Here is a 13251-nt window from a genome sequence, read left to right on the forward strand (position 1 = left end):
GGGTGTGAGAGCTGGCAGGCTGGCCGTCCAAGTGGAGGCCGCTCCGCCGCTGATGATGATTTCTGAGGCCGCTGGTTTCGAAAACTTTCGTAAATCCTGTGGCTCGTGCAACCCAAAGTATCCGTGATACAGATCACGGGTCAAGACAAAAAGGCAAAAAAGTTTAGAACGTTGACTATCTAGTTGTTGACCCAGCGGCGCGTGCGGGACAAACTGTTGACGTCGAAACTTTTCGAAACTTCTGGGAGTACTTGTGTCAACAGTTCAGGGTGCAGGCAGGCCAACGCTTGCTGCCGTCGCGCGGGAAGCCGGGGTGTCGACTCCCACCGTCTCCAAGGTCATCAACGGGCGGGAAGACGTGGCGGCCGGCACACGGGCCAGGGTCCTGGCCGCGCTTGAGATGACGGGGTACCAGTCTCCCTTGCAGCGCAAGACGGCCGAGGGCCGGACCCCAGCCGTGGAAGTGGTCTTCGATTCACTCAATTCCGCCTACGCCGTGGAGGTCCTCAATGGTGTGATGGAACACGCCGCCGCTGAGGATGTCCAGGTCTTGTTGAACGTCACCCAGCAACAGTCGGCATCACACCTGACCCCCGAGCGGCGGGCGCAGCGCATCCTGGACGAAGGCCGCGTGGGCCTGATCGTTGTGACTTCTGCGTTTGGGGAGGCGCAGCTGGACGCGTTCTACCGGCGGCACATTCCCGTCGTCGTCATCGATCCGCTCAACCCGCCCCCGGGCGATGTGGTGAGCGTCGGGGCGAGCAATTGGGCGGGGGGAAAGTCCGCCACTGCCCACCTGCTGGAACTTGGGCATCGCCGGATCGCCTACCTGGGCGGCCCCTCGGAAGCCGAGTGCAGCCAGGCCCGCCTGCACGGCTACATGGCCGCACTGATGGCGAGCGGCGTGGCGGTGAATGACGAGTACATCATCCCGGGCATATTCCGTCCGGAGCATGGCGCCAGGGGCCTGCGGACACTGCTGGCTTTGGATGAACGTCCCACCGCGATCTTTGCCGCGAGCGACAGCATTGCCTTGGGCGTCCTTGCCGAGGCCCGCCGGCAGCGCATCCGCATTCCTGACGATCTCAGCCTCGCGGGCTTCGACGGCACGTTCCAGGCCGAGGAGGCGGTGCCCGCTCTGACTTCCGTGGCGCAGCCCCTGCAGGAAATGGGGCGCGCTGCGCTGCGCTTCGTGCTGAGGCAGGCCCGCGGTGAGCTGCTGGACTCCCGCCGCGTGGAGTTGGCCACCCACCTTGTGGTCCGCGAGTCGACTGCTCCACCCCGCTGACGACGGCGGCTCCGCCCTGAACGGTCAGGTCAGCAGGTCATGCGGACTGGCAAACACCTCGCGCAGCCTGCCTCCCGCTGCCCCGCGCAGCGCCGCCGTCTGCCCGAGGTCGGAGAAGGCGACGCCGTCCGGGGGCACCACGCCGGGGGCGTAGCTGCCGAGGCTCCGCAGCAAAGTTGGCCTGATCCACTTCTGCAGGCCAGCGAAATGCCCGCCCAGGATCACCGCGGACACATTGACCATGCGGGCGGCGGACGCGAGGGCCACGCCCAGATAGTGGCCGGCCGTTTCCACGGCCCGGGCCGCCTCCGGTGAGCCCGAGTCGAGAGCCCGCAGCAGCGCGGCCATCCGGTCGGCAGTCGAGGTGCCGTCGATGCCCGCCGCGGAGAAGATCGCGTGCTGTCCGGCCACCGTCTCCAGGCATCCGCGGCCCCCGCAGCTGCACTGCTGGCCATCGGGCTGGACAACGAGGTGCCCAACCTCGCCGGCATGCCCGTTAGGGCCCGTGAAGAGCTCGGACCCGAAGATGAGTCCGCCGCCCACGCCGACTTCACCCGAGACGTAGAGGTAGTCCCGGAAGGAGGAGCCGTGGCCGTACCAGAGTTCGGCCATGGCCGCGCTGTTGGCCTCGTTCGAGAGGACGACGCCGAGCGGCGCCCCGGGGAGCAGGGCCTCCAGATGCTGCGCCAGCTCGGCGTTTCGCCAGCCGAGGTTGGGCGCGGTCAGGACGAGTCCGTGTGCCGGATCCACGAGGCCGGGCACCGCCAGCCCTCCGCCCAGCAGCACCATCCCGTCAGTCTCGGCTGCCGTGGTGACCCGACGCGCCAGTGTACGGAGTTCCCCGAGCACCTCTTCCGGTCTGCCGCCCGCCTGCCGCTCGACCACTTCGTGGACGCGGACTTCACCGAGCAGGTCCACGACGCCGGCGGCCAGATAGTCAACGTTGACCTCTGCGCCCAGCGCCCCCCGCTGCCGGTTGAGCACGAGTCCGCTGCCGGGCCGGCCGCGCTCGCCGTCGCGGGTTACCCCCACTTCCTCGACCAGTCCGGTTTCCAGCAGGCCCGCGACGAGGCTCGAAACCGACGCCTTGGTCAGGCCCGTGCGTGCGGCGATCTCGGCGCGGGTGGAGCGTTCCGTCCGCTGGATGGCGCCCAATGCCACGGCCAGGTTCTGCCGCCGCACGTCCTGCACCCGGCCGGGAGCCTCACCCTGCACTGTTTGCCCCGCGCATCTTCTGCCCTTCCGCTGTTTCTTTTCGGCTCAGTGCCAAAAACTGTTGACCCAAGTTCATCACAAGCCATATAGTTCAGATTCCAAACTAATTCGTTTTCCTTTCCGAAACCACACTCCTGCTAGCCCAATGAGGTGCTCACTATGGCTGTTACGCCAACCCCGCAAGACCGCTTTACCTTCGGCCTGTGGACCGTCGGCTGGACCGGCGCCGATCCCTTCGGCGTCGCCACCCGCCCCGCACTGGACCCCGTTGAGGCCGTCCACAAGCTCAGCGAACTCGGCGCGTACGGCATCACCTTCCACGACAACGACCTGGTCCCCTTCGATGCCACGTCCTCCGAGCGCGAACTGATCCTGAAGAACTTCAAGGCAGCCCTCGCCGAGACCGGCCTGAAGACCCCGATGGTGACCACCAACCTCTTCAGCCATCCGGTCTTCAAGGACGGGGGCTTCACCTCCAACGACCGGTCCGTCCGCCGGTTCGCGCTCAGCAAGGTCCTGCAGAACATCGACCTGGCGGCCGAGGTGGGCGCCGAAACCTTCGTCATGTGGGGCGGACGCGAAGGCAGCGAATATGACGGTTCCAAAGACCTCTCAGCCGCGCTGGACCGCATGAAGGAGGGTGTGGACACAGCCGCTGCCTACATCAAAGAAAAGGGCTACGGCCTGCGGATCGCCCTGGAGCCCAAGCCCAACGAGCCCCGCGGCGACATCTTCCTGCCCACGGTGGGCCACGGCTTGGCCTTCATCGCCCAGCTGGAACACGGGGACATTGTGGGCCTCAACCCGGAAACCGGCCACGAGCAGATGGCCGGCCTGAACTTCACCCACGGCATTGCGCAGGCGCTGTGGGCGGGCAAGCTCTTCCACATCGACCTCAACGGCCAGCGCGGCATCAAGTATGACCAAGACCTGGTGTTCGGCCACGGCGACCTGACCAGCGCGTTCTTCACGGTGGACCTGCTCGAGAACGGTTTCCCCAACGGCGGCCCCAAGTACGACGGCCCGCGGCACTTCGACTACAAGCCATCCCGCACCGACGGCTACGACGGCGTCTGGGAATCCGCAAAGTCCAACATGGCCATGTACCTGCTGCTGAAGGAACGCGCCCTGGCGTTCCGTGCCGACCCCGACGTCCAGGAGGCCCTGAAGACCTCCGGCGTCTTCGAACTCGGCGAACCCACGCTCGCGGCCGGCGAGACCACCGCGGATCTGCTGGCTGACGCGTCCGCTTTCGCGGAGTTCGACGCCGACGCGGCCGCCCAGCGGTCGTTCGCCTTCGTCCGCCTCAACCAGCTGGCCATCGAGCACCTGCTCGGCGCCCGCTGACAACGGAATCCTGAACCGCCGCCGGGCCCGCCCCTCCGGGCCCGGCGGCACCAGCCTCCTGCCACGGCCCCCGCCACGGCGGGGGACCCGACTGAAAGAACAGCCCCATGCCCCTGGTCGCCGGAGTGGACAGCTCCACCCAATCCTGCAAGATCGTCATCCGTGACGCAGAGACCGGTGCGCTGGTGCGCCACGGGTCAGCCCCGCATCCGGGAGGCACCCAGGTGCACCCCGACGCCTGGTGGGAGGCGCTTCAGGCCGCGATCGCCCAGGCAGGCGGCCTCGACGGCGTTGCCGCGATCTCGGTAGGCGGCCAGCAGCACGGGATGGTCTGCCTGGACGCTTCCGGCGACGTGGTCCGCCCCGCCTTGCTGTGGAACGACACGCGTTCCGCCCCGTCTGCGGCGGCCCTGATCAAGGAAGCCGGACGGGGGAGCGACGACGCCGGCAGGCTGCACTGGGCCAGAACCACCGGCACGGTGCCGGTCGCTTCGATAACGGCCACCAAACTGCGATGGCTGGCCGAGAACGAACCGGACAACGCAGCCCGCACGGCCGCCGTCTGCCTCCCGCACGACTGGCTTAGCTGGCGGCTGGCCGGGTTCGGACCCGGAAGCGGCGCGGAGGGCCTGGCCGCGCTGCGGACGGACCGCTCGGATGCCTCCGGAACCGGCTACTGGTCACCCGCTACCGGCGCCTACCTCCCCGAGGTGCTCGAGAGCACGCTCCGGCACATTCCCGTCCTGCCTGCGGTCTTGGCACCACTCGCCAGTGACTTCGCCACGCCCGCCGGCGCCCTGATCGGCCCCGGCGCGGGGGACAACGCCGGGGCGGCGCTCGGCGTGGCCGCCGCTGTGGGCGACGTCGTGGTTTCGATCGGAACATCCGGCACGGTCTTCGCCGTCGCCGACAGGCCCACGGCTGATCCCGCCGGCCTTGTTGCGGGCTTTGCTGACGCAACGGGGCACTACCTGCCCCTGGTGTGCACCCTCAACGCCTCCCGCGTGCTGGATGCGACCGCGGCACTGCTTTCGGTGAGCCTGCCGCGGTTTTCCGAGCTCGCGCTCTCGGCCGGCCCCGGCGCCGGCGACCTGGCCTTCGTGCCGTACTTCGAGGGTGAGCGGACCCCCAACCTTCCGGACGCGACGGGTTCGCTGCACGGAATGACGCTGCAGAATTTCACGCCGGAGAACCTTGCCCGCGCCGCCGTCGAGGGAATTGTCTGCTCCCTCGCGGACGGGCTGAAGGCGCTTACGGACCTGGGGGTTTCCGCAGCGCGGATCATCCTCGTTGGCGGAGGCGCGCGGTCCGCGGCCGTCCAGCAGGTCGCGGCGGCCATCTTCGGCCTGCCCGTCGTGGTGCCGGAGCCGGGGGAGTACGTGGCCGACGGCGCGGCCCGGCAGGCTGCCGGCGTGCTTCTGGGCGCCTTCCCTGAGTGGCAGGCCACGAGGGCCGCCGTCGTAACCGCGACCCCGGCCCCCGACGTGCTCGGGCGCTACCGCGCCGCCGCTGGCAGGCAGTTTCGGTAACGGCCGGCCCGAAGGCTGGACCGGCCCTTTGGCGGGCGGCGGTTCGCCGGCCACCAGGACGTCCAGGGCTGGTGGCACGGTTTCTTTAGCTTCGTGGATTCCGGTCCGCCGCCCCGGCGGCTGCGGGAGATGCTGGCGCTGCACAGGGCAGGGCTGCTGCAGTTCCTCGGGCCCGGGCTGACGGTTGCCGCGGACGGGATGCCCGGGCATTTTGTGGCGACATCGCCGCAGTCGGATGTGACGATCCGAGCCAAGGCCTTCATTGAGGCCAGGCTCCCTGGACCGGAGGTGGCGCGCTCCGCCAATCCGCTGCTTCGGTCACTGCACTCCTCCGGAATCGGGACTGAGCGCACCTCCTGACGTCCGAGGGTGCACAGTCCACAGGACGGCTCCTCGTCTCCTCCGGGCACGACCCTGTGGGTCGCGGAGGGAAGGTCCCGCGCCGGCTGTTCGGTGTGGGACCGGGGACGTCCGGCTGGGGTGCGGGCGCGTTCGCCCGACCGGGAACCAACACCGCTGGGTCCTGGCGGAGCTGGAACAGCTCGCCGCCGCGAGGGGGTACAGCAGGATCTACCTCAGCACCGGCCCGCGCCAGCCGGAAGCCAGGCACCTGTACCTGAACGCCGGGTACACCCCGCACTTTGACCTGTCCGCCGATCCCGAGACCATCGGACGGCTGGCGTTCGCGAAGGACCTCAGGCCGCGAAGCGGCTGACTAACGTGCTGACGCACGGGCGGGTCCCGGCCCCGGCTGCAGGAAACGTCATGTCCCGCGCCCGTTGCCTGCTTCTCCGCATGCGAATAGCCTGTGTCTCGGCAGTGTTCTTCAAACCTTGTTGGGGGGAGGCTTGAACGGCCTCATCTCTGAGGGCACTCGCCGGAAAAGGCTGGCTCCATGGTCTCAGCACGCCTGGAGCCAGCTTTCGGCATTTCAGCCGGCTGCTACCCGGACGATGCCCTGCTGGGTATATTGACAGCAATGGGTAGGTCTGGTCGGCCCTCCGGGGCTGAACTTTCTCTCCGCATGTGGAAAGTCCGGGAAGTGAGGATCGGGTGTCTCACGCAATTCCACCAGGGGCCAGCCGGCGGCTTTACAACGAAGACCTCGCACCGGCCGAACATCGTACGTGGGGCTTCTATTCGCTGTTTGCCATGTGGATGTCCGATATCCATTCGCTCGGCGGATACACCTTCGCGGCCGGTCTTTTCGCGTTGGGCCTGGGTGCGTGGCAGGTGTTTCTTGCGCTGGTGGCGGGGATTGTCATCGTTTTCTTCCTGATGAACTGCTCCGGATACGCCGGCCAGAAGACCGGTGTTCCCTATCCCGTGCTCGCCCGGATTTCGTTTGGAACGTTTGGGGCCAATCTGCCCGCCCTTCTTCGTGCACTCGTGGCCATCGCCTGGTACGGCATCCAGACGTGGCTCGCCTCCCGGGCCGTCATCATCATCGCGTTGAAGATCTGGCCCGACCTGGCGGTCCTGACGGAAAACAATTTCCTGGGCGAATCGACGCTGGGCTGGCTGGCCTTCGTGTTGATGTGGTCGCTCCAGCTTCTTCTCCTGCGGAACGGCATGGAGACGATCCGGAGGTTCCAGGACTGGGCCGGTCCCGCGGTGTGGGCGGTGATGGGAGTGCTGGTCGTTTACATCCTGATCCACGCCGGATGGCAGATTTCCGTCGAACTGCCGGGCGGACAGGCGCAATGGGGAGTAGCACATGCCTTCTTGGCCGCCGTGGCGTTGACAGTGACCTATTTCTCCACCCTGATGCTCAACTTCTGCGACTTTTCCCGGTTTGCACCGTCCCGGAAGGCCGTGCGCACGGCGAACGTGTGGGGGCTGCCCGTGAACTTCATCGCGTTCTCCGTGGTCTCCGTCGTCGTCACGGCCGGAACGTTCCAGGTGTACGGGGAGCACATCTATGACCCGGTGGAGATTGTGGGGCGGATCGACAACATTTGGGCGCTTCTGCTCGGCGCCGTCACCTTCGCGGTCGCAACGCTGGGAATCAACGTTGTGGCAAACTTCGTCTCGCCGGCCTACGACCTTGCGAACGCCTGGCCCTCGCGGATCGATTTCAAGCGCGGCGGCCTGATCTCGGCAATGATCGCGCTCGTCATTACGCCCTGGAACCTCTTCAACAGCCCTGTGGTGATCAACCTTTTCCTCGGAGGGCTCGGCGCCCTGCTCGGGCCGCTGTTCGGGATCATCATGGTTGACTACTATGTGCTCCGCAAGCAGCACGTGCTGGTTCGAGACCTCTTCCGGGAAGAGGGTTATTACACGTACACGGGCGGCTGGAACCAGAAGGCGGTCATTTCGTTCCTCGTCTCGGCTGTCCCGGCCGTGGTCTTCGCACTTGTTCCCGTATTTGGCGCCATGTCGGCGTTCTCCTGGTTCATCGGAGCAACCGTGGCGGCCGTGGTCCATTACTTCATCTCGCGCCATGACCGGAGCCTGGCCGAGTCGATCACGGCCGCCGCCGCCGAGGATACAGCTGAGCCGGGTGGGACAGAGACGCACATTCCGCAGGCCCGCTGAGCGCCTGGGCAGGGAAAGCGGCTCTGAGCATCAGCTCCTGCGGGACTGGGTGTTACGCAAGAGCTGTACCTCGGCGGTGTCAGGGTATGCGGTCTGGGTGCCTTTCTTGGTGGCGGCCAGGGCCGCAGCTACGGAGGCAAACGCGGCCGCCTCGTCCAGGGATTCCCCGGCAGCCAGCCGCGCGGCCACGGCGCCCGTGAAGGCATCGCCGGCGCCGGTGGTGTCCACCGCGACGACCTTGGTGGGCGGAATCCGGGTGATGTGGTGTGTGCCCGCGGCTTGGGAGTCCAAGACGACGGAACCGTGGGCACCCAGCGTCACCAGCACCCGCTGCAGGCCACGGTCAGCGAACTGCTTCCGCACCGGCTCCCATTCGGCGGCGTCCGCATCCGCGCCAGGCATGGCGTCCTTCCCCAGGAATAGGGAGGCCTCATGCACGTTCACCAGCAGCACGTCGCTCAGTCCGGCAAGGGCCTGGGAGACCTCGGCGTAGGGCGAAAGGTTCAGCAGGACCGTTGCGCCGGCGTCGTGCCCTGCCTGGGCGGCGGCAGCAACCGTGTCGAGGCCGACCTCCAGGCAGAGGCAGACCACTGCGGCGTCGTCGAAAACGTCAGCGGCGGCCTTGACGTCCGCGGGGGACAGGCTGCCGTTGGCGCCGGCCGAGATGATGATGCTGTTCTCGCCGGCGGCATCGACCGAAATGATGGCGACGCCGGTGGCGGCATCGGCGGCGCGGCGGACGCGAGAGACGTCCACCCCGGCGCGTTCCGTCGACTCGAGGAGCATGGCGCCGTTCGGGTCGTCGCCGATGGCACCCACCAGGCTGACCTGGCCGCCGAGTTTGCTGGCGGCCACCGCCTGATTGGCGCTCTTGCCGCCCGGGTTGACGGCGAAGCCGTTGCCGTGGACCGTCTCGCCCGGCTGGGGGAGCCGGTCGCAGTAGATGGTGAGGTCGGCATTGAGGGAACCAACGACGACGATCCTCGACGCTGGAGCGCTAGTGCTGGCTGCGGTGCTCATGCGGTGACCTCGGCGTCGACGGGCTTGGGGATCAGGAGGGACGCGGCGAAGGCTGCCGTGGTGATGGCGAGGCCCACGACCACGACGGTCAGGTAGGACGCCTTCGCGTCCGCCAGGGACGACGTCGCGACGAGCGCGGCCGGGAGGACCAGGAAGCTCAGCCCGGCGCCGAGGTTGAAGGCGCCGGCGTTCATGCCCGGAAGGAAGCCGGGGTTGCCGGGCGGCGAGAGAACCACACCGAGCCCGTTCAGCATGATGTTGACCGTGCCGGCGTATGTGATCCCCAGCAGTGCCGTGCCGACCATCATCATCGGCAGGTTGTTGAGGCCGAGGAACGCGATGATCGCCAAGGCCGCCAGACTGCCCAGCAGGCCGATGCGCAGGACCTTTGTGTAGCCCAAGACCGGGGCCAGGCGGCCACTGATCGGTCCGAAGAGCCAGCCCAGCAGGGCGTACGGCGTGAGGATGAGCAGGGACATTTCGGTGGGGCCGACGCCGAAGCCCGGGTCGGCCGCCTGGACGTACGCCGGAACGATGCCGTTGATGACGGCGAAAATGCCGGTCATGGTGAGCGTAGTGGTGAGCAGCGGCGCCCAGGTGGAGCGCTGGCGAAGGTGCACGGTTTCCACCATGGGCGACTTTGCACGTTTCTCCACTGTCCAGAACGCGCAGAACGCGGCGGCTGCCAGCACGGTCAGGCCGACGGCGAGCGTCAGGGTGCCGCTGGAGAAGGCCGTGGCAAGCTTGGAACCTTCGTTCAGTGCGGTCAGGAGTGCCCCCACCGCGATCACGATGAAGAACACGCCCAGCCAGTCCATGCTGGTGCCTGCGGCCGGCCTGCTCTCTCCGGCCAGGACGGCAATCAGGACCGTTGCCGCCAGGGCCAGGATGACCATGAGCCAGAAGATGCTGCGGAATCCAAAGTTCTCGGCAAAGTAGCCGCCGACGAACGAGTCGACGCCGGCCACGCCGCCGTTGACCGCCGTGATGAGGCCCATGAGGGCACCGTACTGCCGCGGGTTGCTGACGGCGGAGCGGAGCATGATGAGGCACAGGGGTACGGTGGGGCCGCTGACGCCCTGGATGATGCGGCCCACGAAGAGCCATGTGACGTCGGGCGCGAGCGCAGCGATGACGGAACCGACGGCCATCAGCAGCATCATGCCCAGCAGGATCTTCTTGCGGCCCACGATGTCGCTGAGGCGCGGGAGGAAGAGCGAGAACAAGGCCGCCGCTGTGAAGAACCACGTTTGGGACAGGCCGATGACGGCCTGGTCCGTGTGAAGCTCGTTGCCCATGGTGACCAGGGCCGGGCTGAGCATGGAGGCGTTGAGCTGGAACGCCACGCAGGCGGCCAGCAGTGCGACGACGAGCGCCGTGACGTTGGCGCGGGTGGACTTGGTGTCGGCGATCAAGGTGGTCATTTACTTGGCCCCTCCTGCTGCGGCGGCTGCGGTAACGGCCCCGGCCATGGCGGTGGCCTCCGCTGCCGTGGCGGCGGGAGCGCCGCCGTCGGGCTCTCCGATCCGGACGATCGCATCGGTGACGAGATCCCAGAACTTCTGGTGGTCAAGGTCCACCGCGACGGACGTGTGGCAGTCGTCCGGGGCCGGCGCGCGGAAGTCGGCCACGGTCATGCCGAGCGTCAGTTTCCCCTGCAGCTCAATGTCCACCGGGACTTTGCGGGTGGTCATGACTGTGGGGTCGATGACGTAGGCAACTGCGCACGGATCGTGGACCGGCGGGTAGTCGAAGCCCTGCGCGTCCTTGTAGGTCTTGGTGAAGAACTCCATCAGTTCCATCACGAACGTGGCCGGCTTGGTGCCGATGGCCGCGATCCGGCCAACAATCTCCGGCGTGGCGAGTGCCTGGTGCGTGAGGTCGAGGCCGACCATCACCACCGGCCACTTTTCGTTGAACACGATGTGTGCGGCTTCGGGGTCGATGATGATGTTGAATTCAGCGACGGCGCTCCAGTTGCCCACGTGGTAGCCGCCACCCATGAGGACGACTTCCTTGACGCGTTCCACGATGCGCGGTTCCTTGCGGGCCGCCATGGCGATGTTGGTCAGGCCCGCGGTGGGGACCAGGGTGACCGTGCCCGGTTCATGCGCCATCACAGTTTCGATGATCAGGTCGACGGCGTGGCGCGGGTCCAGCTCGATGGCGGACTCAGGCTGGTCGGGGCCGTCCATGCCGGTCTCGCCGTGGATGCTGGGGGCGGTTTCGATGGTGCGGACCAGGGGGCGGTCGCAGCCTGCGGCGAACGGGACGCCGGTAATGCCGGCAATCGTGGCCACCGAGAGCGCGTTGCGGGTGACTTTTTCGAGGGTCTGGTTGCCCACCACGGTTGTGACGGCGAGCAGTTCGATATCCGGGTTGCCGTGGGCCAGCAGCAATGCCACGGCGTCGTCATGTCCAGGGTCGCAGTCAAGAATGATCTTCTTGGGTGCCGGGGTCAGGGGCTGGGGTTCCATGGTTGTCTCCACGTCATTGGGGTAAAGCGTTCACGGGAATCCTCGCATCCTTCCGAGGCGAACGTCAAGCGCTTAACGTGGATTGCGTCAAGCGCTTGATGCCATGGGATGCCTGAAAGCGGGAAACCTTGGCTACGATCGATACATGGACACCATCGATCGGCCCAACGCCCGGGCGCCCCGTGTCACGGCCGCGATGGTGGCCGAACGCGCCGGCGTTTCCACCGCCACGGTGTCCTTGGTGGCCAACGGGAAGACCCGGGGGCGCGTGTCTGAGGACAACATTTCGCGTGTGCGGGCGGCCATCTCCGAGCTGGGCTACGTGGTGGACGGCATCGGAAGCTCGCTGGCCAAGGGCGTGAGTTCGATCGTGATCCTGGTGGCCCCGGACATTTCCAACCCGTTTTTTGCCAAGGTGATCGCCGGAGTGCGGGAATCGCTCGGCGCCTCGTATCAGCTACTGCTGTCCGTCACGGACGCCGGGGAATTTCCGCAGGCTGAGGACGTCCGGAAGCTCATGGCGCTCCGGCCCGCCGGCCTCCTGGTGGATGCCCCCAGCGCCGGCTTCCTCGACGAACTCTCCGTGGCCGGGCCCCTGGTGCTGCTTGATGCACCCGGCCTGGAGGGCTACGCCGCCTCCGTCAACCTGGACGTCGCGCATGGCGCACGTGAACTGGCGGCGCACCTGGCCGATTCGGGGCACACGCGTGCGGCCTACATCGACAGCGTGACCGGCACGGCCACTTTCGACGTGCGGCGCAACGCGTTCCTGGAGGAGGCCCGGCGGCGCGGGGTTTCAGTGCCGTCGGACTGCATCATGAGCACCACGATCGACGTCGGGGCGGCTGCCGAGGCGTTCGCCCGGGCCTGGCCGCAGTGGCAGCGTTCGGGCGTCACCGCCGTCGTGTGCGGTACCGACACACACGCCTACGGTGTGCTGCAGGAGGCGCGTGTGGCCGGTGTCCGCATTCCGCAGGAACTGGCCGTCGCGGGATTCGACGACCTGCCCTACTCGGCAACGAGTAACCCCGGCCTGACCAGCGTGCATCTGCCGGGGATGCCGCTGGGGCGCAAGGCCGGCCAGCAGCTCCGGGCGCTCATGGAGGGACTGGAGCTGGAGGAACCGCATGTAACGCTCGACAGCTCGCTGGTGGTCAGGGGTTCGACGGGCTAGTTGCGTCGCTCCACAGCTTCGGCGATCCGCTCTGCTGCCCGAACCACGAGGCCGCCATGGTCCTTGCCGGGAGATTCGGATACCCGGGCCAGGGGCATGGCCAGGCAGACCGCGGCGATAATCCCTTCGTCCGTGCGTACGGGGGCACTGACGGAGCCCAGCCCGGGCGTGCGGGAACCCACCGACTCGATCCAGCCCACTGACGCCAGCTCGGCCAGGGCCTCCTCTTCGGCGGCCAGAAGGCGGCCGCTGGAACCTTGGGGCAGCGGCAGCCGGGAGCCGGGCGGCAGGGTGGCACGGAGTTCGTGCCGGCTGTCGGCGCTGAGCAGGCAGACGCGTTCGTCGCCCCGCCGCACCCAGAGCTGCGCAGTCTCACCGGTGTGGTCCCGCAGGTCATTGAGGACAGGTATGCCCGCATTCTCCAGTGCCGACCGGACGAACCGGTCCCCGAGCCGGAATGCGCCGCTGTCGGTGCGGCGCAGGAAGTCGTAGTCGGCCAGCTGCAGCGCCAGCCGGTGCGCGGTTGAGAGCGACAGTCCGGTCCGCCGGGATAGCTCGCTGGCTGAGACGGCGGACCGGCCCACGGCATCAAGGATGGCGGCGGCGCGTTCCAGGGTCCGGTTGCTTCCGTTGGTGTCAGTAGACGGCATGGGGCCAGCT

The 13251-nt window shown here is 67.4% G+C and carries 11 protein-coding genes; 6 read left to right on the plus strand and 5 right to left on the minus strand.

The window, feature by feature from the left end:
- The first annotated feature begins 253 nt into the window (after nucleotides 1–253).
- Nucleotides 254–1288, plus strand: coding sequence for a LacI family DNA-binding transcriptional regulator (locus tag AC3A3W_RS18305; RefSeq protein WP_487444394.1), 1035 nt, complete (start codon nucleotides 254–256; stop codon nucleotides 1286–1288).
- A 24-nt stretch (nucleotides 1289–1312) separates the two neighbouring features.
- Here AC3A3W_RS18305 and AC3A3W_RS18310 read toward each other — a convergent pair whose 3' ends face one another.
- Nucleotides 1313–2503, minus strand: a complete 1191-nt coding sequence (locus AC3A3W_RS18310) for an ROK family transcriptional regulator (RefSeq protein ID WP_487444395.1) — start codon at nucleotides 2501–2503, stop codon at nucleotides 1313–1315.
- 159 nt (nucleotides 2504–2662) lie between these two features.
- Here AC3A3W_RS18310 and xylA point away from each other — a divergent pair, with 159 nt between their 5' ends.
- The 4 genes from xylA (at nucleotide 2663) to AC3A3W_RS18330 (ending at nucleotide 7920) form a co-directional block, all read left to right on the plus strand.
- Complete coding sequence (gene xylA / locus AC3A3W_RS18315; RefSeq protein WP_487444396.1) at nucleotides 2663–3850, plus strand: xylose isomerase; 1188 nt, start codon at nucleotides 2663–2665, stop codon at nucleotides 3848–3850.
- Nucleotides 3851–3957: 107 nt separating this feature from the next.
- The gene (locus AC3A3W_RS18320) at nucleotides 3958–5379 is read left to right on the plus strand and encodes a xylulokinase (RefSeq protein ID WP_487444398.1); all 1422 of its coding nucleotides are present in this window, start codon (nucleotides 3958–3960) and stop codon (nucleotides 5377–5379) included.
- Between the two features lie 93 nt (nucleotides 5380–5472).
- On the plus strand, nucleotides 5473–5739 hold the full coding sequence (locus AC3A3W_RS18325) for a hypothetical protein (RefSeq protein WP_487444400.1): 267 nt from the start codon (nucleotides 5473–5475) through the stop codon (nucleotides 5737–5739).
- Between the two features lie 693 nt (nucleotides 5740–6432).
- Nucleotides 6433–7920 (plus strand): NCS1 family nucleobase:cation symporter-1, encoded by a 1488-nt coding sequence (locus AC3A3W_RS18330; protein WP_487444402.1) that lies wholly within the window; start codon nucleotides 6433–6435, stop codon nucleotides 7918–7920.
- A 30-nt stretch (nucleotides 7921–7950) separates the two neighbouring features.
- On the opposite strand, the gene AC3A3W_RS18335 is transcribed toward AC3A3W_RS18330, so the two are convergent.
- The 3 genes from AC3A3W_RS18335 to uriH are packed head-to-tail and all read right to left on the minus strand — an operon-like array spanning nucleotide 7951 to nucleotide 11417.
- Complete coding sequence (locus tag AC3A3W_RS18335; RefSeq protein WP_487444403.1) at nucleotides 7951–8940, minus strand: ribokinase; 990 nt, start codon at nucleotides 8938–8940, stop codon at nucleotides 7951–7953.
- Nucleotides 8937–10364, minus strand: coding sequence for a uridine transporter UriT (gene uriT / locus AC3A3W_RS18340; protein ID WP_487444404.1), 1428 nt, complete (start codon nucleotides 10362–10364; stop codon nucleotides 8937–8939). The genes AC3A3W_RS18335 and uriT overlap by 4 nt, the downstream gene beginning before the upstream one ends.
- The gene (gene uriH, locus AC3A3W_RS18345) at nucleotides 10365–11417 is read right to left on the minus strand and encodes a uridine-preferring nucleoside hydrolase UriH (RefSeq protein ID WP_487444406.1); all 1053 of its coding nucleotides are present in this window, start codon (nucleotides 11415–11417) and stop codon (nucleotides 10365–10367) included.
- A 196-nt stretch (nucleotides 11418–11613) separates the two neighbouring features.
- Between uriH and AC3A3W_RS18350 the strand changes: the two genes are divergently transcribed.
- The gene (locus AC3A3W_RS18350; RefSeq protein WP_487444612.1) at nucleotides 11614–12591 is read left to right on the plus strand and encodes a LacI family DNA-binding transcriptional regulator; all 978 of its coding nucleotides are present in this window, start codon (nucleotides 11614–11616) and stop codon (nucleotides 12589–12591) included.
- Here AC3A3W_RS18350 and AC3A3W_RS18355 read toward each other — a convergent pair.
- Nucleotides 12588–13241, minus strand: coding sequence for an IclR family transcriptional regulator (locus AC3A3W_RS18355; protein ID WP_487444408.1), 654 nt, complete (start codon nucleotides 13239–13241; stop codon nucleotides 12588–12590). The two genes, AC3A3W_RS18350 and AC3A3W_RS18355, sit on opposite strands and share 4 nt — an antisense overlap.
- Nucleotides 13242–13251 lie beyond the last annotated feature (10 nt).

The sequence above is a fragment of the Arthrobacter sp. Soil_N43 genome (genome assembly GCF_057655195.1).